At 53.5% G+C, this 22779-nt stretch carries 19 protein-coding genes and 1 pseudogene; 7 read left to right on the forward strand and 13 right to left on the reverse strand.

The window, feature by feature from the left end; translation table 11 throughout:
• Window positions 1-23: 23 nt before the first annotated feature.
• The 3 genes from cysH to cysJ are packed head-to-tail and all read right to left on the reverse strand — an operon-like array spanning window position 24 to window position 4285.
• Window positions 24-758: a phosphoadenosine phosphosulfate reductase gene (gene cysH / locus WC7_RS07615; RefSeq protein ID WP_016154215.1), complete on the reverse strand. Its 735-nt coding sequence runs from the start codon at window positions 756-758 to the stop codon at window positions 24-26.
• A 15-nt stretch (window positions 759-773) separates the two neighbouring features.
• A complete protein-coding gene (gene cysI, locus WC7_RS07610; RefSeq protein WP_016154216.1) occupies window positions 774-2486 on the reverse strand; it encodes an assimilatory sulfite reductase (NADPH) hemoprotein subunit in 1713 nt (570 codons plus the stop codon).
• Window positions 2486-4285: an NADPH-dependent assimilatory sulfite reductase flavoprotein subunit gene (gene cysJ / locus WC7_RS07605; protein ID WP_016154217.1), complete on the reverse strand. Its 1800-nt coding sequence runs from the start codon at window positions 4283-4285 to the stop codon at window positions 2486-2488. The genes cysI and cysJ overlap by 1 nt, the downstream gene beginning before the upstream one ends.
• A gap of 305 nt (window positions 4286-4590) precedes the next feature.
• Between cysJ and queD the strand changes: the two genes are divergently transcribed.
• The 4 genes from queD (at window position 4591) to WC7_RS07585 (ending at window position 7149) form a co-directional block, all read left to right on the forward strand.
• On the forward strand, window positions 4591-4953 hold the full coding sequence (gene queD, locus WC7_RS07600; RefSeq protein ID WP_016154218.1) for a 6-carboxytetrahydropterin synthase QueD: 363 nt from the start codon (window positions 4591-4593) through the stop codon (window positions 4951-4953).
• A gap of 81 nt (window positions 4954-5034) precedes the next feature.
• On the forward strand, window positions 5035-6306 hold the full coding sequence (locus WC7_RS07595; RefSeq protein ID WP_016154219.1) for an FAD-dependent oxidoreductase: 1272 nt from the start codon (window positions 5035-5037) through the stop codon (window positions 6304-6306).
• A complete protein-coding gene (locus WC7_RS07590) occupies window positions 6297-6557 on the forward strand; it encodes a ferredoxin family protein (protein WP_016154220.1) in 261 nt (86 codons plus the stop codon). Before WC7_RS07595 ends, WC7_RS07590 begins: the two co-directional genes overlap by 10 nt.
• A gap of 16 nt (window positions 6558-6573) precedes the next feature.
• Entirely contained in the window at window positions 6574-7149 is a 576-nt protein-coding gene (locus tag WC7_RS07585; RefSeq protein ID WP_016154221.1) for a glycerol-3-phosphate responsive antiterminator, read from the forward strand.
• A gap of 50 nt (window positions 7150-7199) precedes the next feature.
• On the opposite strand, the gene WC7_RS07580 is transcribed toward WC7_RS07585, so the two are convergent.
• From WC7_RS07580 to WC7_RS07560, 5 genes and pseudogenes are all read right to left on the reverse strand, one after another.
• Window positions 7200-8054, reverse strand: a complete 855-nt coding sequence (locus WC7_RS07580; protein ID WP_016154222.1) for an FAD-binding protein — start codon at window positions 8052-8054, stop codon at window positions 7200-7202.
• Complete coding sequence (locus WC7_RS07575; RefSeq protein WP_016154223.1) at window positions 8051-8833, reverse strand: adenine nucleotide alpha hydrolase family protein; 783 nt, start codon at window positions 8831-8833, stop codon at window positions 8051-8053. The genes WC7_RS07580 and WC7_RS07575 overlap by 4 nt, the downstream gene beginning before the upstream one ends.
• Window positions 8811-10169 (reverse strand): annotated as a pseudogene (locus tag WC7_RS07570) (MFS transporter); the annotation flags it as partial. The pseudogene WC7_RS07570 and the gene WC7_RS07575, both read right to left, overlap by 23 nt.
• Window positions 10170-10214: 45 nt before the next feature.
• On the reverse strand, window positions 10215-11669 hold the full coding sequence (locus WC7_RS07565; RefSeq protein WP_016154225.1) for an FAD-binding oxidoreductase: 1455 nt from the start codon (window positions 11667-11669) through the stop codon (window positions 10215-10217).
• A gap of 59 nt (window positions 11670-11728) precedes the next feature.
• The gene (locus WC7_RS07560) at window positions 11729-12514 is read right to left on the reverse strand and encodes an SDR family oxidoreductase (protein WP_016154226.1); all 786 of its coding nucleotides are present in this window, start codon (window positions 12512-12514) and stop codon (window positions 11729-11731) included.
• A gap of 318 nt (window positions 12515-12832) precedes the next feature.
• Between WC7_RS07560 and WC7_RS07555 the strand changes: the two genes are divergently transcribed.
• Window positions 12833-14131, forward strand: a complete 1299-nt coding sequence (locus tag WC7_RS07555) for an MFS transporter (protein WP_016154227.1) — start codon at window positions 12833-12835, stop codon at window positions 14129-14131.
• Window positions 14132-14157: 26 nt separating this feature from the next.
• On the forward strand, window positions 14158-15636 hold the full coding sequence (locus WC7_RS07550; protein ID WP_016154228.1) for an FGGY-family carbohydrate kinase: 1479 nt from the start codon (window positions 14158-14160) through the stop codon (window positions 15634-15636).
• 52 nt (window positions 15637-15688) lie between these two features.
• Here the strand turns inward: WC7_RS07550 and queE are convergent, their stop codons facing one another.
• From queE to WC7_RS07535, 3 genes are all read right to left on the reverse strand, one after another.
• Window positions 15689-16360 carry a 7-carboxy-7-deazaguanine synthase QueE gene (gene queE / locus WC7_RS07545; protein WP_016154229.1) on the reverse strand — a complete coding sequence of 224 codons (672 nt, stop codon included), beginning with the start codon at window positions 16358-16360 and terminating at the stop codon, window positions 15689-15691.
• Window positions 16361-16431: 71 nt separating this feature from the next.
• Entirely contained in the window at window positions 16432-17121 is a 690-nt protein-coding gene (locus tag WC7_RS07540) for an N-acetylmannosamine-6-phosphate 2-epimerase (protein WP_016154230.1), read from the reverse strand.
• Window positions 17121-18677 (reverse strand): maltose/glucose-specific PTS transporter subunit IIC, encoded by a 1557-nt coding sequence (locus WC7_RS07535; RefSeq protein WP_016154231.1) that lies wholly within the window; start codon window positions 18675-18677, stop codon window positions 17121-17123. Before WC7_RS07535 ends, WC7_RS07540 begins: the two co-directional genes overlap by 1 nt.
• 165 nt (window positions 18678-18842) lie before the next feature.
• Between WC7_RS07535 and WC7_RS07530 the strand changes: the two genes are divergently transcribed.
• Window positions 18843-19667, forward strand: coding sequence for a MurR/RpiR family transcriptional regulator (locus tag WC7_RS07530; protein ID WP_016154232.1), 825 nt, complete (start codon window positions 18843-18845; stop codon window positions 19665-19667).
• Between the two features lie 55 nt (window positions 19668-19722).
• Here WC7_RS07530 and eno read toward each other — a convergent pair whose 3' ends face one another.
• Window positions 19723-21021, reverse strand: coding sequence for a phosphopyruvate hydratase (gene eno, locus WC7_RS07525; protein WP_003034129.1), 1299 nt, complete (start codon window positions 21019-21021; stop codon window positions 19723-19725).
• A gap of 87 nt (window positions 21022-21108) precedes the next feature.
• Window positions 21109-22746, reverse strand: a complete 1638-nt coding sequence (pyrG, locus tag WC7_RS07520) for a glutamine hydrolyzing CTP synthase (RefSeq protein WP_016154233.1) — start codon at window positions 22744-22746, stop codon at window positions 21109-21111.
• Window positions 22747-22779: the final 33 nt, after the last annotated feature.

The following is a 22779-nucleotide window of genomic DNA, read 5'->3' on the forward strand; positions in this document are numbered from 1 at the left end:
AATCATTACCGGGCTTTTATCTTTTACCCTTCGTGCAATCCGCACTCGCGCTTCAATCCGAAGAACCGCGTCTCTTCTTCCGCCATACCCGGCTCCCATTTGCGGGTGGTATGGGTATCACCAACTGACAGATAGCCCTGATCCCACAGTGGATGGTATTTCAGGCCGTGCTTTTGCAGATACTGGTAAACGGTACGGTTGTCCCAGTCGATGATCGGCAGCACTTTAAACACGCCGCGCTGGATAGCCAGCACCGGCAAATGCGCCCGACTGCCCGACTGTTCGCGGCGCAGACCGGCAAACCAGGTTTGCGCATTGAGTTTTTTAAGCGCGCGGTTCATCGGCTCGACTTTGTTGATCTCATTGTATTTCTCAATGCCTTCAACGCCCTGCTCCCACAGTTTGCCGTAGCGCGCTTCCTGCCAGGCCGCGCTCTCCTTCGCCCGGTAGACTTGCAGATTAAGCTTGAGTTTGTCCGTTAACTCATCAATAAACTGGTAGGTTTCCGGGAACAAATAGCCGGTATCGGTGAGGATCACCGGGATATCCGGGTGAACCTGATTCACCAGGTGCAGGCTTACTGCCGCCTGGATACCAAAGCTCGATGAGAGCACGTATTCACCAGGCAGGTTTTCCAGCGCCCACGCCACGCGCCCTTCGGCGTCCAGCTTTTCGAGCTGTGCGTTGGTTTCCGCCACCGCCAGAATGCGGTCGACTTTTGGCAGGTCATTAAGGGCGTTTAGATCGAGTACGGACATAATTACCTCTCGTGGTTACTCCCAGAAATCCCGGGCGGGATCGAGCACCGGGCGAATGATGCCCGCACGCACCGTAAAATCACCGAAGCCTTCACCCGCTTCGCGCTCTTTCGCCCAGCGCCCAACCAGTTCGTCAACGGAGTCGAGAATTTCCGATTCCGTAATATTTTCGCGATACATACGCGGAATGCGCGTGCCCATGCGGTTACCGCCAAGGTGTACGTTGTAGCGCCCGGGCGCTTTACCCACCAGGCCCAGTTCCGCCAGCATCGCGCGGCCGCAGCCGTTCGGGCAACCTGTTACGCGCATCACGATATGCTCGTCAGGAATGCCGTGTTTTTCGAGAATAGCTTCCACTTTATCAGTGAACGATGGCAGAAAACGTTCGGCTTCCGCCATCGCCAGCGGACAGGTCGGGAACGACACGCAGGCCATCGAGTTTTCACGCTGCGGCTTCACCGCATTCATCAATCCGTGATCGCGCGCCAGCTTCTCGATCTTCGCTTTTTGGCTTTCCGGCACACCAGCAATGATCAGGTTCTGGTTGGCGGTGATGCGGAAATCCCCTTTGTGGATCTTCGCGATCTCCAGCAGGCCGGTTTTCAGCGGACGGCCCGGATAATCCAGGATACGGCCGTTTTCAATAAACAGCGTCAGGTGCCAGTTATTGTCGATCCCTTTTACCCAACCAATACGATCGCCGCGACCGGTGAACTCGTACGGGCGGATCGGCTCAAATTTAATACCAGCACGACGCTCCACTTCCTCTTTGAACGTGTCGATACCAACGCGTTCAAGCGTGTATTTGGTTTTGGCGTTTTTACGATCGGTACGGTTACCCCAGTCGCGCTGCGTTGTCACCACAGCTTCTGCTACCGCCAGGGTGTGCTCCAGCGGCAGATAGCCGAACTCGCTCGCGGTGCGGGCGTAGGTTTTCTTATTGCCGTGCTCAATCGACAAACCACCGCCGACCAGCAGGTTAAAGCCCACCAGCTTGCCGTTTTCGGCAATCGCCACGAAGTTCATATCGTTAGCGTGCAGATCGATGTCGTTCTGCGGCGGGATTACGACCGTGGTTTTAAACTTACGCGGCAGATAGGTTTGACCGAGGATCGGCTCTTCGTCGGTGGTCGCTACCTTCTCCTGATCCAGCCAAATTTCTGCATAGGCGCGAGTACGCGGCAGCAGATGTTCGGAGATCTTCTTCGCCCATTCATAGGCTTGGGCGTGCAGCTCGGACTCGTACGGGTTAGAGGTACACAGAACGTTACGGTTCATGTCGTTGGCGGTCGCCAGCGCGTCCAGCCCGACCGAATGCAGCATCTGGTGTACCGGCTTAACGTTCTTCTTCAGAATGCCGTGAAACTGGAAGGTCTGACGGTTGGTCAGACGAATGCTGCCGTAAATCGTGTTGTCATGGGCGAACGTGTCGATCGCCTGCCACTGTTTGGTGGTGATCACCCCACCCGGCAGACGGCAGCGCAGCAGCATCGCGTGACGCGGCTCCAGCTTTTGCTCGGCTCGTTCGGCGCGGATATCGCGGTCATCCTGTTGGTACATTCCGTGAAAACGGATCAGCAGGAAGTTGTCGCCTTTGAAGCCGCCGGTCAGGCCGTCGTTTAAATCTTCGGCAATCGTACCGCGCAGATAGTTGCTTTCCAGCTTCATACGCTCAGCGTCGGACAGCTTGCCTTCGACCACCAATGGTCCTGGGTATTTTTCGCTCATTAGTAGACATCTCGCTGATAACGGCGCTCAATGCGCAGCTCACTTAAAAATTCATCCGCCGCTTCGATATCCATAGAACCGAATTCGGCAATCACTTCCAACAAAGCCTGCTCAACGTCTTTCGCCATGCGATTGGCGTCGCCGCAGACATAAATGTGGGCACCGTCGTTTATCCAGCGCCACAGTTCCGCACCTTGTTGGCGCAGTTTATCTTGTACGTAGACTTTTTCTTTTTGATCGCGCGACCAGGCGAGATCGATGCGGCTCAGTACGCCCTCTTTGACGTAACGCTGCCATTCCACCTGGTACAGGAAATCTTCGGTAAAGTGTGGATTGCCAAAAAACAGCCAGTTTTTGCCTTCGGCTCCGTCAGCCGCACGCTGCTGCATAAATGCACGGAACGGCGCAATCCCCGTGCCTGGTCCAATCATAATCACCGGTGTCTGCGGGTTAGCCGGCAGGCGGAAGTTATCGTTGTGTTCGATGAACACGCGCACTTCGCCCTCTTCTTCCACGCGATCGGCGAGGAAACTGGACGCGCCACCAGCACGGGCACGACCTTCAATGTCATAACGCACCACGCCCACGGTGACGTGCACTTCGCTTTCCACTTCCGCCAGGGAAGAGGCAATAGAATACAAACGCGGCGTCAGCGGGCGCAGAAGATCAACCAAGGTTTGGGCGTCCAGTTGCGCTGGGGAGAAACGCACCATATCGACGATTGGCGTGGTTGCGGCGTAATGCTGCAATTGCGCTTTGTCGCCCACCAGCGGCAGCAGAGAGTCGCTACGGGTTAAAGTGGCGTAGTTCTCGACGATATTGCCGGTGTTAACCGTCAGCTCGAAATGCCACTGCAGCGCTTCGGTGAGCGACAGGGTTTTGCCGTCAACCGTGACCGGCTCATCTCCTTTCAGCCACAGCAATTCAACCAGCTCTTTGACCAGCTCAGGATCGTTCTGATACCAGACTCCTAAGGCATCGCCCGGCTGGTAGCGCAGGCCGGAATCGCCGAGATCGATTTCAATATGGCGCACATCTTTTTCCGAGTCGCGACCAGTGATTTTCTGATTCACCGCAAGCGACGCCGTCAGCGGCGCTTCTTTGGTGTACGGGCTGGTGTGTACTTCATTTACCGCACCGCTCGCAGCAACTTGCACAGACGATGCCGCAGGCGCACGCGCTTTCAGGACATCAACCAGACGGGCACGCCATTCGGCTGCCGCGCCCTGGTATTCGACGTCGGCATCCACGCGGTCAAGCAAGCGTTCACCGCCCAGCTCAGCCAGTTTTGCATCGAAGTCTTTTCCTGACTGACAGAAAAACTCGTAAGAAGTGTCACCAAGACCAAACACGGCAAAAGCGGTGTTATCAAGCTTCGGCGCTTTTTTCGAGAACAGGAATTTATGCAACGCTACGGCTTCTTCCGCCGGTTCACCTTCCCCTTGCGTCGACGCCACTACGATCAGCAATTTCTCATTGGCGATTTGTTTGAATTTATAGTCGCCAGCATTGGTGAGAGTGACGTTGAGCTTTGCAGCGATCAGATCATCGCGCAGGGCTTCCGCCACACGACGCGCATTACCGGTTTGCGAGGCGGAGATAAGCGTAATGCCAGGCATTTCAGCAGCAGGCGCAGGAGTCGCCGCATTGCTGCCTGGCTGCTGATTCAGCACGCCCCAAAAATAGCCAGAAACCCACGCAAGCTGTGCGGGAGTGAAATCGGTCGTGGCCGCCTGAAGGCGTGCCAGTTGCTCCGGGTTTAGCGGTAGCAGAGCGGAAGGTGGGGCCTGTGTCGTCATGCGTTGTCATGTTCCAGTAAGCAAAGCGGATTTCAGCAATAAAACCCAAACTGAAGATAAGGTTAACGGCGGGGATAGTAACAATTAAAGAAGGGATAGAAATAACAAATAACCAAATGAACTAACCTGTTTTAGTTATAGTTATTAACAGCAAAACAGATTGGATAACCATATGATATATCAATAATTATTAAATATTACCATCATGAATAGGTCGTTCTGATACTCAGCGCCCTTTTAACTAATGATAAAATTCGCTCTTTACGGTACCCTACGGCGGTTTTTCGCATTCTTGAGAGTAAAAAATGTCCACCACCTTGTTTAAAGATTTCACCTTCGAAGCCGCTCACCGCCTGCCGCATGTACCGGAAGGGCATAAGTGTGGCCGCCTGCATGGTCACTCATTTATGGTGCGTCTTGAAATTACCGGTGAAGTCGATCCGCATACCGGTTGGATCATGGATTTTTCTGAGTTAAAAGCCGCGTTTAAGCCAACTTACAACAGACTCGATCACTACTATCTGAACGATATTCCTGGCTTAGAAAACCCAACCAGTGAAGTTCTGGCCAAATGGATTTGGGATCAGGTAAAACCGGTTGTCCCTCTGCTGAGTGCCGTAATGGTGAAAGAGACCTGCACAGCAGGCTGCGTGTATCGCGGGGAATGATTGTATCGTCTGTGGCGACGGTCAATTTTCCTTAACTAACACTCTGTTAGGGTTATGTGCTCTGGATATCTGGAGCACAACATGTCTGACGATTTCGATATTATTATTATCGGTGCAGGGATAGCGGGCACCGCTTGTGCTTTACGCTGCGTGCGAGCAGGACTGTCAGTTTTGCTTATTGAACGCGGCGAGCTTCCCGGCAGTAAAAACCTTTCAGGCGGGCGTCTGTATACTCACGCGCTCGGTGAACTTCTTCCCCACTTCCAACATTCAGCCCCACTTGAACGCCGAATTACCCAGGAAAATCTCTCGCTGTTAACTCGCGATGGCGCAACGACGTACTCCAGCCTGCAACCGGATGGAGACTCATGGAGCCTGCTGCGCGCCCGCTTCGACCCGTGGTTTGTCGCCCAGGCCGAGGCCGAAGGCGTACAGTTTATCAGCGGTGTGACGGTCGAGGCGCTCCATATCGAAGAGGGCAGAGTCTGCGGCGTTATTGCCGATAACGAGACGCTGCACGCCCGTTATGTGGTACTGGCGGAAGGGGCAAACAGCGTACTGGCCGAGCGCTACGGATTCCTGCCGCGTCCCTCGACAACCGCAATGGCATTAGGCATTAAAGAGACTTTGGCGCTGGATAAATCGTTACTTGAGGAACGTTTCCGCTTATCCAATGACGAAGGCGCGGCAATGCTGTTCAGTGGCAATATTTGTGGCGAACTTCCCGGCGGCGCGTTTCTCTATACCAATCAGGAGACGCTCTCTCTGGGCGTGGTTTGTCCGCTCTCCTCTTTGGCACAAAGCGATGTCCCGGCGGCTGAACTGCTGGAGCGGCTCAAGACGCATCCGGCATTACATCCGCTGCTCAGAGGCAGCGAAACGCTGGAATATGGCGCACATCTGGTACCAGAAGGCGGCCTGCACAGCCTGCCCGTACAGTACGCCGGAGAAGGCTGGCTGCTGGTGGGCGATGCCCTGCGCAGCTGTGTGAATACCGGTTTCTCCGTTCGCGGCATGGATATGGCGCTCATTGGCGCTCAGGCGGCGGCGCAAACATTGATTAACGCCTGCCGGAAACGCGAGCCGCAAAATCTGTTTCCGGCTTATCACCACGACATCCAGCACAGCCTGCTGTGGGACGTTCTGCAACGTTACCGGGATGTTCCGGCGTTGCTCCAGCGCCCCGGATGGTATCGTCAATGGCCCATGCTGATGGAGGCTATTTCCCATGAAATCTGGCATCAGGGCGACCGCCCGGTAGCCCCGCTGCGCCAGATTGTCTGGCGTCAGTTTCGTCGTCACGGCCTGCGTCATCTGGCAGGCGATATCATCAGGAGCTTACGATGTCTGTAGCCCGTAACGTCTGGCGTCCCGCCGACATTTCACATATTGTTCCTGCGACCGTTGTTGACAGCGAAACGGCACAACGGCTGATCGCATCCTGCCCCGCCGGACTGTTTTCTCTTACGGCGGAAGGTGAGCTACGGGTCAACTTTCGCGGCTGCCTGGAGTGCGGCACCTGTCGACTGCTGTGTGATGAAAAAACGCTGCAACAGTGGCGCTACCCCGCGTCCGGCTTTGGCATCACTTACCGATTTGGATAATTTAATAGGATAATTTATGCCCCTGTTACACCTGCTCCGCCAGAATCCGGTCATTGCCGCGGTGAAAGACAACGCCAGTCTGCAATTAGCCATCGATTCCGAATGCCAGTTCATCTCTGTTTTGTACGGCAATATCTGCACCATCAGCCATATCGTGAAGAAGATTAAAACTGCCGGTAAATACGCATTTATCCACGTTGATCTGCTGGAGGGCGCGTCTAATAAAGAGGTGGTGATCCAGTTTCTGAAGCTGGTCACCGAGGCCGACGGCATCATCAGTACCAAAGCGTCGATGCTGAAAGCCGCGCGGGCAGAGGGCTTTTTCTGTATTCATCGCCTGTTTATCGTCGACTCCATCTCCTTTCACAACATTGATAAGCAGGTCGCACAGTCAAACCCGGACTGTATTGAGATACTACCGGGATGCATGCCGAAAGTGCTGGGATGGGTGACGGAAAAAATACGCCAGCCGTTGATTGCCGGTGGTCTGGTTTGCGATGAAGAGGACGCCCGCAATGCGATGAAAGCCGGTGTGGCGGCGCTTTCAACTACCAACACCGATGTCTGGACGTTAGCGAAAAAGCTGCATTAACCCGAGGTGCCGGATAGCGGTGTAAACACCTGATCCGGCCTCCCCCTGAATTAATTTTCTGCGATGGCTGCCAACGCCTCCAGCACCGGCAGCCAGTCATCCACAATCCCGACATCCGCCTGTAAGAAGACAGGCGCACTGGCATCACTGTTTATCGCCACCACAAACCGGCTCTGACGAACCCCGGCCATTAGCGCCGCCGCGCCGGACGCTCCCGCCACAATGCAGACATCCGGCGCAAGCAGATGCCCCGATATCCCAATCACGCGCTCAGCATCAAAGCCACCATTCATCACCCGTGCACGGCTGTATCCCACTTCGGCACCAAACTCCTTACCAAGAGCAGTAATTTTTTCGGCATCGGCGTCACTTCTTCCCTGCCCTACCACCAGCACACGCCCGGCCTGCAACAAAGGATGAGCTGTAACACGGTCGATGCTTTCTACGCTATCCAGCCAGCCCGGAGGTGTGGTGGGGGCAATCCGGCGCTCCACCATCGCTGGCAGCACGTTGCCCGACGCGCCCGTTTCCGGTTGTCGCGCCAGTGAAAGGCACAAGGGACGCGCGGTGATTTGTAGCCGGGCCGTCAGCGCATTCCCCCAGTGGGATTTCGTCACCAGCCCCTGTTGCGCATCCAGCGTCTGCACCTGGCAAACGCTGCCGCCATGCAGACGCCAGGCCAGCCGCGTCGCAAGCTCATCCCCCAGCGCACCCGCCGGAAAAATCAGGATGTCGGCTGGCGTCAGCAACCACTGCGCCGCCAGCGCGTCCAGCACCTGCTCCGCCACGTCCGGCATCGGGTCGAGAGTCCAGCGTTCCAGTTCTGCTGCATTAAGCGCGTTTTCTGCAATCCAGCCTGCCAGTGCAGCGCATTCACCCGATTCCGTAATCACAACGATCTTCATGGCTGCATCCTCTGGCGCAAATAATCATTCCACAATATCCGCGCTTTTTCCTGCGCCGTCGCGCCGTCGATAAGCGTGGCGCTGCGCCGCTGCGCCGGTCGCGCCAGCTTCTGACATTGCACATACGGGGGGACATCATGAGAGGCTGGCTGGCGCACAATCTCCGCTTTTGCCGCCGCCAGACGCTGACGCATTCCGGGGACGGGAAGCGCAACTTCACCACATTGCCTGACGGCAATTACAGCCGGAAGCCGCACCCGGCAGCGGCGCAACCCGGTCGCCGTTCGTTGCTCGACAACAACAAAAGGCGGCGTCAGCGTAAAACGCTCCACCTGGGTAAAGCAGGGCCAGGCCAACATTTCAGCCATCAGAAATGGCGTTTGCCCGTTCTGCCCTTCGCTACTCTGACAGCCGGTGATAATCAAATCCGCACTGTGATGACGCTGCCAGTCAGTTATTTGCCGGGCAATGAATTCCGGCGCAAAGCGCAGATCCGCCGTCGTTTCCAGCAACACCGGCTTATCAAAACCCAGCGCGGCAAAATAGCGCAACCAATGAATAGCACGCTCATCGCTAATGCTTAGCGCGGTTAACGTCATATCACAACCTTCACGACGTTGCGCCAGCAGTAATGCCGCAGCCGCCTGCTCATCGGCACCAGGAGAACAGCGCAGCAGCGCGGTGTCCGGGCCACGGGTATCTTCCGTCGCCGCCAGCCAGTCTTTTTCCGCCAACATGCCGGAGTCAGGTTCGGCCTTAAACGCGAACAGAATGTTCATTTGCTCCTCCCTGTCTTTTCTCCACGCTTCCGGCCGCCACCAACGGCAATGCCTTCGTTTCCGGTGCCCATAGCCAGGTCACCACAAATCCAATGAGGAGCACGCCAGCCAGCAGCAGCAGCGTGACCTGCATCCCCCATTGCGCCAGCGTCCAGGGCAGCAGGCCGGTGCTGATTGCTGCGCCCAATCTGCTCATCGACGTCGCAAAACCCACGCCCAGCGAACGGATATCCGTCGGGAAGCTTTCAGCAGGCAGGATCCCTACCAGATTACTGACCGCAGAAATTGTGGTGCTGAACAGGACAAAAAGCAGCAAAGTTAACGAGCTACCGGACGGCAGAAAAGCCATCACCACCAGCGTGGCAGCCAACAGAAAAAAACTCCCAAGCAGAAACCGACGGTGCGCCAGCAGATGTGTCAATATCAGCCCCAGCAGTGCGCCAACGATTAACAACGCATTCAGCAGCAGGCTGGCGGTGAGCGCATCCTCCAGGCCGAGGGTCCCGGCAATGGTAGGCAGCCAGGTGTAGATAACAAACCACGGGATTACCAGACAAACAAAAAACACGCTGTTAAACGCGGTTCGCCGCCAGTAGAGAGGGGAAAAGAGCGTTTTGATATGTTTCCCGGACGCCGCAGAAACCTCGTCGCCGAGCAATACGTGCGCCCCAAGATAGCGGTGAACAATAGCGTGGGCTTCCGCGAAACGCCCCTGGCGCAGCAGCCAGCGAGGCGATTCCGGCGTCCCCCAGCGAAGCAGGGTAATCAATAGTGCGGGCAGCGCCGCCGACGCCAGCAGCCAGCGCCAGGCATCCGGGCTTTCGGTAATAAAATAGTGCCCCGCCAGGCTTGCCAGCACATAGCCGATGGTCCATACCACGCTAAAAGCCCCCAGCAACACTCCCCGATGTCGTCGTGGAGAAAATTCGGCCAACAGAGTGTGCCCTACGGAATAATCGCCTCCCAGCCCAATCCCAATCAGAATACGTAAACCAATAAGCTGTTCCGGCGAGGTGGCGAAAAGCTGTAAAAAAGAGGCGATGGTGATCAACACAAAGCTGAAAGTGAAGATCTTCTGTCGACCAATGTGGTCTGAAATCCAGCCCAACACCAGACTACCGAGAAACAACCCGAGCAGCGCCGAGCCGCCAATCATCCCGGCCATAAACGGCGTGAGCTGCATGGCAGGTGTTAACTGAATAATGGCATAGCCGACAACGCCAAGAACATAGCCGTCGGTAAGGTGAGCACCAAAGGTCAAGGCGGCAATACGACAGTGAAAACCGTTAAGCGGTAAATCGTCCATTCGCACCGGTGAAGTGTTCATTTCTACCCCTGTCCGGTAAAATTGTGGCTTCCCGATCAGGAAGCCAGCTGATGTTTATTTCTCAATCGGGTAGATCGTTCCCGTGTTCATAATGCCGTTTGGATCAAACTGACGTTTCAGACCTTCCAGCAGCGGCCACGCGCTGCCATGTTCCAGCTTGCTCCAGTGAACACGATGCTTGCCGATGCCGTGGTGATGCACCATTGAGCCGCCAAGACGGATCGTCTCTTCGCAAATAATCTTGTTAAGCGGGTTGTGGTACTTATCAATCTCCTCTTCCGGCTTGCAGTCCACCACGTTGTAGTCATACACAAAGTACATGTTGGTACCGTTGATATAACTATGGGAAGAGTGACCGCCCAGCATGGTGATGTCATCCGCGTGTGGGAATTCAGTACGAATACGATGGATCACGTTTTCGTAAATTTGATGGATGCAGCTCCAGCTGCCGGAAACTTCCGTCGTAAAGCCCATATTGCCGGTTTTCAGGATCTGTACGCGTTCGGCAGCCACTTTTTCCGGGCCCCAGTTCAGATGGTTAAACCAGTTCTCAATCAGCTTGCTGTCCACACGCTTACACTGTGGATAACGCGCGACGATCTCCGCAATGCCCTCGCCAGTGGCTTGCGCCATTCGCGGATTGCCCTCAGCCATGAAGATCAGCACGCATTTCCCGTCAGCAAAATGAGTGAAGTGCTGGGTGCCATCCTCGGCGTCATACAGGCGTGCAATCGAAGGACGGTAGCCTTCCACCATCACTTCACGCAGGATATCGAAACCGATTTTCATATCGTCCAGAATGTAGCCGTAAAAAAGGTTATTTTCCGGCGTGAACTTGAAGATTTTCACTGTTACTTCAGTGATATAGCACAGTGCGCCTTCGTTCCCTATAATGATGTGGCGAATGTCCGGCCCGGCAGCCCGGCGTGGCACGTTCTTGATGCGGGTTACCGTGCCGTCCGGCAGCACCGCCTCCAGCCCCACGACCATATCTTCAATGGCACCGTAAAGAGTGGAGAACTGCCCGATGCTGCGGGTTGCAACCAGGCCGCCCATCTGCGCCAGCGGCTTAGACTGCGGCGAATGCCCGGTGGTATACCCTTTTTCGCGCAATGCATTTTCCAGAATCTCAAGCGGCACGCCGCATTGAGCGGTCGCCTGCATATTTTCAATATCAATACTCAGGATCTGGTTCATCCCTGCCCCGTCCAGCACCACGGAGTCTTTAACCACCGTTTCCAGCCCCCCTTCCGTCGCGGATGCGCCGGTACGCGGAACTCCATTGATTTTATGCTGATTCATAAACGCCAGAACGCGGGAAACCTGCTCTGTCGAACCGAGTTTTACCACTGCCGCCGGAAGGGGCAGCGTGTAAACGCCGTGAATGTCGGCATATTTACGAAAGCGGTCAATACTGTTTTTCTTTAATACCGTTTCATCGGTAATTACGCGTTCGGACCCAACAATTTCTTTTAACTGGTCAACAATCGCTTCGCGAGATAAAGGCATAGCTATTCCTTCCTGATAATTAGCAGAACAATTAATAATACAGAAACTATAGGTTGATATTAGCGAACTAAATAACCGCCATCGACGACCAGTAAATGACCGTTAACATAATTAGAAGCCTGACTGGCAAGGAATATCGCAGCCCCCATTAAATCCTGGGTATCGCCCCAACGATTAGCCGGGATATGATCCAATACGCGCTGATTCGTTTCCGGATTGCTGCGCGTAGCCAGCGTAATATCCGTTGCATAATATCCCGGTGCGATACCGTTAACCTGAATATTATATTGCCCCAATTCATCGCAATACGCCTTGGTAAAACCGGCAAGCGCATGTTTTGTCGCTGAATAAGCCGGAGACCACTGTCCGCCAAGATAAGAGAACAAAGAACAGATATTTATAATTTTACCGCTGTTTTGCGGAATCATAATTTTTGCCGCTTCGTAGCTCAGTTCAAACGCCGCCGTCAGGTTGACGTCAATCATCGGATCCCAGTCCGCACGACCAAAGTCCAGTACCTTATTCAGCTTACAAATTCCGGCATTGTTCACCAGAATATCAACGGTGCCAAAACGCTCGCAGCAGGCGGCAATAATCTTCTGCGGGGCACCTTTCTCGGTGATATCCACCTGCATGAATTCAACTTCAACACCCTGTTTCTCAATGATTTCCTTCGTTTCACCGTTATCTTTTACAAAACTTGGGATAAACAGATTCGCCCCGGCTTTCGCCAGCGCCATCGCAAAAGCCTGACCCAGACCGCTGTTGCCGCCCGTTACGATCGCCGTTTTCCCTTTCAGGGAGAAAAAATTCATTGAGAATGCATTGAGAGATTCGATTGACATAGCTGGCTCCAAATTCCTTTAGGCAAAAAAAAAGAAAGGCAACTTCCCCCGCTAGAGGGAAGTCACCTTTCTCATTATCTCTGGTAACTGGAATGAATTTTTAGCATAACGAGAAAATATCTAACGTGATCAAAATCACAGATGCTTTGTTCATTCTGTATTGATGACTAAAAACAAGAAGCGTGATTATTCTCACACTATAACCCACACTTCCATGTTATTTCTAAGCGCAATTACTAGAGACCTGAGAAAAGTAATCCACCTGAAAGGGCGGTTTACTTTTCTCTTTTTTTTGTCTGCATAAAATGAGAGCCCGATATGCAACAATCCTCATATCGCCGTTGGATAACACTCGCCATTATTAGTTTCAGTGGTGGCGTTAGTTTTGATTTAGCCTATTTACGTTATATCTATCAAATTCCCATGGCAAAATTCATGGGATTTAGCAATACCGAAATTGGATTAATAATGAGTACCTTTGGCGTTGCCGCTATTATTCTGTATGCGCCCAGCGGGGTTATTGCCGATAAATTCTCCCATCGAAAAATGATTACCTCAGCCATGATAATTACCGGCTTGCTCGGTCTGCTGATGATGACCTATCCACCGTTGTGGGTCATGCTCTGTATTCAGGTCGCCTTTGCCATCACGACAATCCTGATGCTGTGGTCGGTATCAATTAAAGCCGCCTCGCTGCTGGGGGATCACAGTGAACAAGGGAAAATCATGGGCTGGATGGAAGGCCTGCGCGGCGTCGGCGTCATGTCGCTGGCGGTATTTACCATGTGGGTCTTTTCTCGCTTCGCACCGGACGACAGCAACAGCCTGAAGGCCGTGATCCTGATTTATAGCGTGGTTTACATCCTGTTGGGAATTTTGTGCTGGTTCTTCGTGAACGATGGCAACAGCCGCAACCACGGTGCGAAGGAGGATAAGCAGGCGTTTCAGCTCAAAGATATCATCGCCGTGCTGCGTATCAGCACCACCTGGTATTGCAGCATGGTTATTTTTGGCGTCTTTACGATCTACGCCATTCTCAGCTACTCCACCAACTATCTGACTGAAATGTACGGCATGTCGCTGGTCGCGGCGAGCTACATGGGGATCGTCATCAACAAGATCTTCCGGGCTATCTGTGGGCCGCTGGGCGGCATCATCACCACCTACAGCAAAATTAAGTCGCCAACGCGCGTGGTACAACTGCTTTCAATTGTCGGCGCCGCTGCGCTGATTGCCCTGCTGGTGACGAACTCAAATCCGCAGTCCGTGGTTATGGGGATCGGCCTGATTCTGCTGCTGGGCTTCACCTGCTACGCCTCGCGCGGGCTTTACTGGGCTTGTCCCGGCGAGGCCAGAACCCCTTCTTACATCATGGGAACCACCGTAGGGATCTGCTCGGTGATCGGTTTTCTGCCCGACGTGTTCGTCTATCCGATTGTCGGCCACTGGCAGGATACGCTCCCGGCGGCACAAGCCTATCGCAATATGTGGCTGATGGGACTGGCGGCGCTGTGCATGGTCATCCTCTTCACGTTCTTATTGTTTCGCAAAATTCGCACCAACAACGCCGCACCGGAAAAGATAACCTCACTGGCCGCAGAAACCTCCGGCGAGTGAAGATGGAAAATTAAAGGAGAATGACAATGTCAAAGAAATACATCATTGGAATTGATGGCGGAAGTCAAAGTACCAAGGTTGTGATGTACGATCTGGAAGGTAACGTGGTGTGTGAAGGAAAAGGTCTCCTGCAACCGATGTTTACTCCCGACGCCGATACGGCAGAGCATCCGGACGACGATTTATGGGCTTCATTGTGTTTTGCTGGCAAAGACTTAATGAGCCAGTTCGCGGGAGATCCAAAAGACATTGTCGGGATTGGTCTGGGCTCCATTCGCTGCTGTCGCGCATTGCTCAAAGCAGACGGCACGCCCGCTGCGCCATTGATCAGCTGGCAGGACGCGCGCGTCACCCGCCCCTATGAGCACGCCAATCCTGATGTGGCTTACGTCACCTCATTTTCAGGTTATTTGTCACATCGCTTAACCGGTGAATTTAAAGACAATATCGCCAACTACTTTGGTCAGTGGCCGGTGGATTACAAAACCTGGACATGGAGCGACGACCCGGAGGTGGTGAAGAAATTCAATATCCCGCGCAGGATGCTGTTCGAGGTGCAGATGCCGGGAACCGTGCTCGGGCACCTGACGGATGCAGCGGCGAAAGCGACCAGCTTCCCCGCCGGATTACCGGTGGTTTGCACCACCAGCGACAAACCGGTAGAGGCCCTGGGCGCAGGATTGCTGGACGACGAAACCGCGGTGATCTCATTAGGCACCTATATCGCCCTGATGATGAACGGCAAAGCCCTGCCCAAAGATCCCGTCGCTTATTGGCCAATTATGTCTTCGATTCCGCAAACCCTGCTATACGAAGGCTATGGCATTCGCAAAGGGATGTGGACGGTCAGCTGGCTGCGGGATATGTTGGGGGAATCGCTGATCCAGGATGCGAAAGCGCAGGATCTGTCGCCGGAAGATTTGCTGAACAAGAAAGCGGCCAGCGTACCACCCGGTTGCAATGGCCTGATGACCGTCCTGGACTGGCTGACCAACCCGTGGGAACCGTTCAAACGTGGGATCATGATTGGCTTTGACTCCAGCATGGACTACGCCTGGATTTACCGCTCTATTCTGGAGAGCGTTGCGCTGACGCTGAAAAACAATTACGACAATATGTGTAATGAAATGAACCACTTTGCTAAACAGGTGATCATCACTGGCGGTGGTTCAAACAGCGATCTATTCATGCAAATCTTTGCCGACGTGTTCAATCTTCCAGCAAGACGGAATGCCATTAACGGTTGCGCCAGCCTGGGCGCGGCCATTAACACGGCGGTAGGGCTTGGTCTCTATCCGAACTATGAGACCGCGATAGAAAAAATGGTTCGGGTGAAAGATGTATTCACACCAATAGAAAGCAACGCCAGACGCTATGACGCGCTGAACAAAGGGATTTTCCGCGATTTAACCCAGCACACCGATGTGATCCTGAAAAAGTCGTATGAAGTACTGCATGGCGGCCTGAATAACGTCAATTCGATTCAGAGCTGGTCGAACGCATAAGGTTGTCCGGCCTGCATGTAGCACTCAATGCAGGCCGATAAACCCATTATCATCAGGCAATATTCAGATATTTATGGGTTTGCATCGACAGACGCCAGTTCCGCGCGATACAGGTATCAATACACAAACGCGTGGCATCTTCTTTCTGGCTGATTGGCTGTAAGGCGATGATACGCGGTTTGTCGTCGCTCAACGTAGCCAGCAGTTCATCCAGCGCTTCAATATCGCGAACGCGACCAACCGGATGTTTGATTTCATTCGCACGCTCCAGCGCCTGCGACAGCACATCATAACCGCCGCGCATATTCACCTTCGGCGATACGGTCACCCAGGTATTCGGCGTACAGCGCACTTCGTGGGTACCGCTGGTTTCAATCTGGCAGCTAAAGCCGTTCTTTTCCAGCAGGTCTGTCAGCGGCATCAGGTCATGAATGCAGGGCTCGCCACCGGTTATCACCACGTGACGGGCGGTATAGCCCTGACGCACAATGACCGCCAGCAGATCCTCGCTGCTCGCCGCCCCCCATTTATCGCTCTCTTTGGTCTTAGCCAGGATGCTGTACAGGGAAACTTCCCGATCCTCAAGCTTATCCCAGGTGTGTTTGGTATCGCACCAGGCACAGCCAACCGGGCATCCCTGTAAACGAATAAAAATGGCGGGGACGCCGGTAAAGTAACCCTCACCTTGCAGGGTCTGGAACATCTCGTTAATCGGGTACTGCATAGCGCTCTCAATATGGGGATAAACGATAATTATCGCAGATCCCCGCCAAAGTATCATGCCCCATCGATGCTTTACGCGGCGATCGCCGCGGCAAAGCGTGCCGTAATCTGCTGCGGACGCGTGATAGCCCCTCCAACCACCACGGTATGGGCACCTAATGCCAGGCAACGTGCAGCACGTTCCGGGGTATCGACGTTTCCTTCCGCCACGACCGGTATGCTGACCGCAGCCAACACCTCACGTAAAAAACCGCAGTCGTTTTCCGCCAGCACATGCCCGACAGTGTCAGCGGTATAGCCGTAGAGCGTAGTGCCCACGCAGTCAAACCCCAGACGCTCGGCGGTCACCGCCTCGTCTACAGTGGCGATATCCGCCATCAGCAGTACGGACGGGTAGCGAGCGCGGACTTGTGCGACCAGTTCTTCCAGCGTTTGCCCACCAGGGCGCGGGCGCGCTGTCGCGTCCAGAGCAATAATTTCCGGCTCAACGGTCATCAACTCATCCACTTCCTGCAGGGTGGCCGTGATAAACACATCACTACCCGGATAATCGCGCTTGATAATCCCAATCACCGGCAGTGAGACGATCTCTTTGATAGCGCGAATATCCACCACGCTGTTCGCACGGATACCTACCGCACCGCCCTGTGCTGCCGCCAACGCCATACGCGACATAATAAATGGACTGTGCAGAGGCTCATTTTCCAGCGCCTGACAGGAGACGATTAATTTACCTTTCAGGCAATCCAGTACAGTTTTCATTACGATAAGGTCTCTTCGACTTCGTTTTTAATGATGGTGACATGCGGGCCATAAATCACCTGAACACCGTTACCGCGAATAATAACGCCACGTGCTCCGGTCGCTTTCAGCGCCGCTTCATCTACCTTGCTGCTCTCTTTCACCGTCACGCGTAAGCGTGTGGCGCAACAGTCCACCTCTTCCAGATTCTCTTTGCCTCCCAGCCCAGAGATGACTGCCGCTGCGCGTTCACTTTGAGGCAGACCGGATTCAATTGGGGTTACGTTTTCACGCCCAGGTGTCAGCCAGCCAAAGCGGTTAATCAAATAGCGGAAGGTAAAGTAGTAAAGGAAGAACCACGGTATCCCCACCATGGGAACGTACATCCAGTTGGTTTTGGCTTCCCCCTGTAAGACGCCGAAGAGGAGGAAATCGATAAGCCCACCCGAAAAGGTTTGCCCAATAGTGATATGTAAAATATGAGCCATCATAAACGCCAGGCCATCGAAGAAGGCGTGAATGACATATAACACGGGAGCCACAAAGAGGAAGGAGAACTCGATAGGCTCAGTGATCCCCGTCAGGAAAGAGGTCAGGGCTGCCGACAACAGCAGGCCGGCGACAAGCTTTCTGTTCTCCGGCTTGGCAGTGTGATACATCGCCAGGCATGCGCCAAGCAGGCCAAACATCATGGTAATGAATCGCCCGGACATAAAGCGCGAGGTGCCCGCATAGAACTGCTGCGTATTCGGATCGGCAAGTTGGGCAAAGAAAATCCGCTGCGTACCTTCAACCAACTGGCCGTTGACGATTTCGCTACCGCCAAGCGCCGTCGTCCAGAACGGCAAATAAAAGATATGGTGTAAACCCAGTGGGCCAAGCATACGCAGGATGAAGCCGTACAACAGTGTCCCCAGATAACCCGTCGCATCCACCAGACCACCCAGCCCAAAAATGAGTTTCTGGAAATGCGGCCAAACCACTGTCATGACAGCCCCCACAACAATCGCGGCAAGGGAGCTAATAATTGGTACAAAGCGCGAGCCGCTGAAGAAACCAAGGAACTGAGGTAGTGAGACTTTATTGAAACGGCTATGCAACGCGCAGGTGACAAGACCAATAACCACCCCACCAAACACGCCCGTTTCCAGCGTCTGAATACCCAGCGTCATCCCCTGGCCAACGGCACCCGGGTTCTCGTGCGCCAGTGTCCCGTTGAGGGTCAATAAGGCATTGATAGTGGCATTCATCACCAAAAATGCCAGCAATGCCGCCAGCCCGGCGGTACCTTTATCCGTTTTCGCCAGTCCTACAGCGACACCCACTGCGAACAACACCGAAAGATTGGCAAACACAATAGAACCGGCGCTGGTCATGATTGTGAAGATTGCCTGCAACCAGTCGACATCCAAAAACGGATAAGCCGTCAATGTGTTTGGATTCGACAGTGCGCCGCCAATCCCTAACAACAGTCCCGCGGCGGGCAATACCGCAATCGGCAGCATGAAGGATTTGCCGAAGCGCTGCGCTTTTTCAAACCATGCACCCGATGAGGCGCCGCTAAACATTTGCATCATTTTTTCATCTCCCCGACTAGTGATGAAAATTTTTACCATAATTATTTTTATAAATGAAAATTATCATCAAAAACCAGGAAGCCGATCATACTTTTTTAAAATGACTGGCATCTCTCCCCTGCTTTCCGCCACACTATCAGCAGAGAAACGCATTAAGGATTTTGCATGTCAGAAAATGAAAACCTGCTGCTGAGATTGCGCCAGAGCGTTGACGGATATAGCCGAACACAACAGAAGCTGGGAGAGTTTGTGCTAAGCGATCCGGCAAAAGTTGTCTACCTGACGATTACCGAACTGGCGCGTGAAAGCGACACCAGCGAAGCTAGCGTCACACGGCTGTGCCGTACGCTGGGGTGTAAGGGCTATAACGAGTTCAAAATGGCGCTGGCACTCGATCTCCAGCAAGAACAGCCGGTAGAGCACAGCGGGGATGAAATTGACAATGTGGTCAATGAATCCGTGCAAGCACTGCAGGACACCGCAAAATTACTCGACAGAGCATTACTTGAAGCAGCCGCTTTTGCGCTGCATCAGGCGCAGTCGGTACAGATTTATGGCGTAGCGGCCAGCGCCATTCTGGGGGAGTATTTACATTACAAACTCCTGCGCTTGGGCAAACCCGCACAAATGTTCAGCGATATGCATCGCGCAGCCATGAACGCCACAACGCTAAGCAAAGACACGCTCGTGGTGGCGATTTCCAGCTCAGGCTCCACGCGCGATCTGCTGCATGTCGTTAAACTGGCGCGTAAGCAAGGCGCGCGCGTACTGGCGTTAAGTAATACGCCGCGCAGTCCTTTGGCTTCGCTGAGTGATATTCAACTGGTCGCAGCCAAACCAGAAGGTCCGTTGAGTGCTGGTGCGCTAAACGCCAAGGTGGGAGTGATGCTGTTGGTAGAACTGCTCACCACTTCACTGATTGCGCTGGATGAAAAGTACAGTGATGTGAGCCAGAAAACCGCCAGTGCGACCTTACCGCTACTGCTTTAGCGGCATAAAAAAACCCGCCGCAGCGGGTTTTTACGTTAAGAGTTAAAGAACAGGATTACGCCTGACCTTTGATCTCTTTACGACCGTTGTACGGTGCTTGTTCACCCAGAGCTTCTTCGATACGAATCAGCTGGTTGTACTTAGCAACGCGATCAGAACGGCTCATAGAACCGGTTTTGATCTGGCCTGCAGCGGTACCAACAGCCAGGTCAGCGATGGTAGCGTCTTCAGTTTCGCCAGAACGGTGAGAGATGACAGCGGTGTAGCCAGCGTCTTTCGCCATTTTGATCGCAGCCAGAGTTTCGGTCAGAGAACCGATCTGGTTGAATTTGATCAGGATGGAGTTAACGATGCCTTTTTCGATGCCTTCTTTCAGGATCTTGGTGTTGGTTACGAACAGATCGTCACCAACCAGCTGGATTTTGTCGCCCAGAACTTTAGTCTGGTATGCGAAACCGTCCCAGTCAGACTCGTCCAGACCATCTTCGATGGACACAATCGGGTACTGTTTGGTCAGTTCTTCCAGGAAGTGGGTGAATTCTTCGGAGGTGAATGCTTTGTTGCCTTCGCCAGCCAGAACGTATTTACCGTCTTTGTAGAATTCAGAAGCTGCACAGTCCATCGCCAGGGTGATGTCTTTGCCCAGCTCGTAGCCAGCTGCTTTAACCGCTTCAGCGATTACAGCCAGAGCTTCAGCGTTGGAACCCAGGTTCGGCGCGTAGCCGCCTTCGTCACCCACTGCAGTGTTCATACCTTTAGCTTTCAGAACTTTAGCCAGGTTGTGGAACACTTCAGAACCCATACGTACGGCTTCTTTCAGGGTTTTAGCGCCAACCGGCTGAATCATGAACTCCTGGATGTCAACGTTGTTGTCAGCGTGCTCACCACCGTTGATGATGTTCATCATCGGAACCGGCATGGAGTATTTGCCCGGAGTACCGTTCAGTTCAGCGATGTGTGCATACAGCGGCAGGCCTTTAGCAGCAGCTGCTGCTTTGGCGTTCGCCAGGGACACAGCCAGGATGGCGTTTGCACCGAAGTTGGATTTGTTTTCAGTACCGTCCAGATCGATCATGATCTTGTCGATGCCAGCCTGATCTTTAGCATCTTTACCCAGCAGAGCCTGAGCAATTGGGCCGTTAACAGCTGCAACAGCTTTCAGTACGCCTTTACCCATGAAACGGGATTTGTCGCCGTCGCGCAGTTCCAGTGCTTCGCGGGAACCAGTAGAAGCACCTGACGGAGCTGCTGCCATACCAACGAAACCACCTTCCAGGTGTACTTCGGCTTCAACAGTCGGGTTACCACGGGAGTCGATGATTTCACGACCGATGATTTTAACGATTTTGGACATTAGATTTTCCTCAGTACAAGTTAAACTAAAACTCCAGACAAACAATGCACCCGGATGGGTGCATTGCCGTTCTAACTTTTTTACTTCTTACTTCGCCTGACGCTTCTGATGTTCACTGGCGGCTTTCACAAAGCCGGCAAACAGCGGGTGCCCATCACGTGGCGTGGAAGTAAATTCCGGGTGGAACTGACAGGCCACGAACCACGGATGATTCGGTACCTCAATGATCTCGACCAACTGATCATCACCGGAACGGCCTGCAATACGCAGACCCGCAGCTTCAATCTGTTTCAACAGCATATTGTTGACTTCGTAACGGTGGCGATGGCGTTCAACAATTGTCGGCGCGCCGTACAGCTGACGAACCAGGCTATCGTCGCTCAACTGACACTGCTGGGCGCCAAGGCGCATTGTGCCGCCCAGATCGCTCTTCTCGGTACGGACTTCAACGTTGCCGTCTTCATCGCGCCATTCGGTAATCAGGGCCACCACCGGATACTTACAGTCTGGCACAAATTCCGTGGAGTTGGCGTTATCCATACCCACTACGTTACGTGCAAACTCAATCAACGCAACCTGCATACCCAGGCAAATACCCAGATAAGGAACATTGTTTTCACGCGCAAAGCGCGCTGTCGCGATCTTACCTTCAACACCACGGTAGCCGAAGCCGCCAGGGATCAGGATTGCATCAAGACCTTTCAGGATCTCAACGCCGCGCGTTTCGACATCTTGCGAATCGATCAGCTTAATGTTGACGGTGACACGATTCTTCAGACCACCGTGCTTCAATGCTTCGATAACTGACTTATAGGCATCCGGCAGTTCAATATACTTGCCAACCATACCGATAGTCACTTCGCCTGCCGGATTCGCTTCTTCGTAGATAACCTGTTCCCATTCTGACAGATTAGCTTCCGGACAGTTCAAGCTGAATCGTTTACAAATATAATCGTCAAGGCCCTGGGATTTCAACAGGCCTGGAATTTTATAGATGGAATCGACATCTTTCATTGAAATAACGGCTTTTTCTGGCACGTTACAGAACAATGCAATTTTTGCACGTTCGTTGGCCGGAACCGCGCGATCGGAACGACAGATCAGAATGTCAGGCTGGATACCGATAGACAGCAACTCTTTTACCGAGTGCTGAGTCGGTTTAGTTTTGACTTCACCGGCAGCGGCCAGGTAAGGAACCAGAGTCAGGTGCATAAACAGCGCGTGTTCACGACCGATATCCACCGCTAATTGGCGAATCGCTTCCAGGAATGGCAGGGATTCGATATCACCGACCGTACCGCCGATTTCAACCAGAACGACGTCATGACCTTCGCCACCGGCAAGGACACGCTCTTTAATCGCGTTGGTGATGTGCGGGATAACCTGTACGGTTGCACCCAGATAGTCGCCACGGCGCTCTTTGCGCAGGACATCGGAGTAAATTCGACCGGTAGTGAAGTTATTGCGGCGAGTCATTTTGGTACGAATGAAACGCTCATAGTGACCCAGGTCCAGGTCGGTTTCAGCGCCGTCTTCAGTAACGAACACTTCCCCGTGTTGGATTGGACTCATAGTACCTGGATCGACGTTGATATACGGATCCAGTTTCATCATGGTCACGTTGAGGCCACGAGCCTCTAGAATGGCTGCCAGGGAGGCTGCGGCAATGCCTTTACCCAGAGAGGATACGACCCCGCCGGTCACAAAAATATAGTTCGTTGTCATGCTGGACCTGAGAAGTTAGGGTGAAACGATGGA

Source organism: Citrobacter sp. KTE151, from assembly GCF_000398845.1.
GTDB classification, from domain to species: Bacteria; Pseudomonadota; Gammaproteobacteria; order Enterobacterales; family Enterobacteriaceae; genus Citrobacter; species Citrobacter braakii.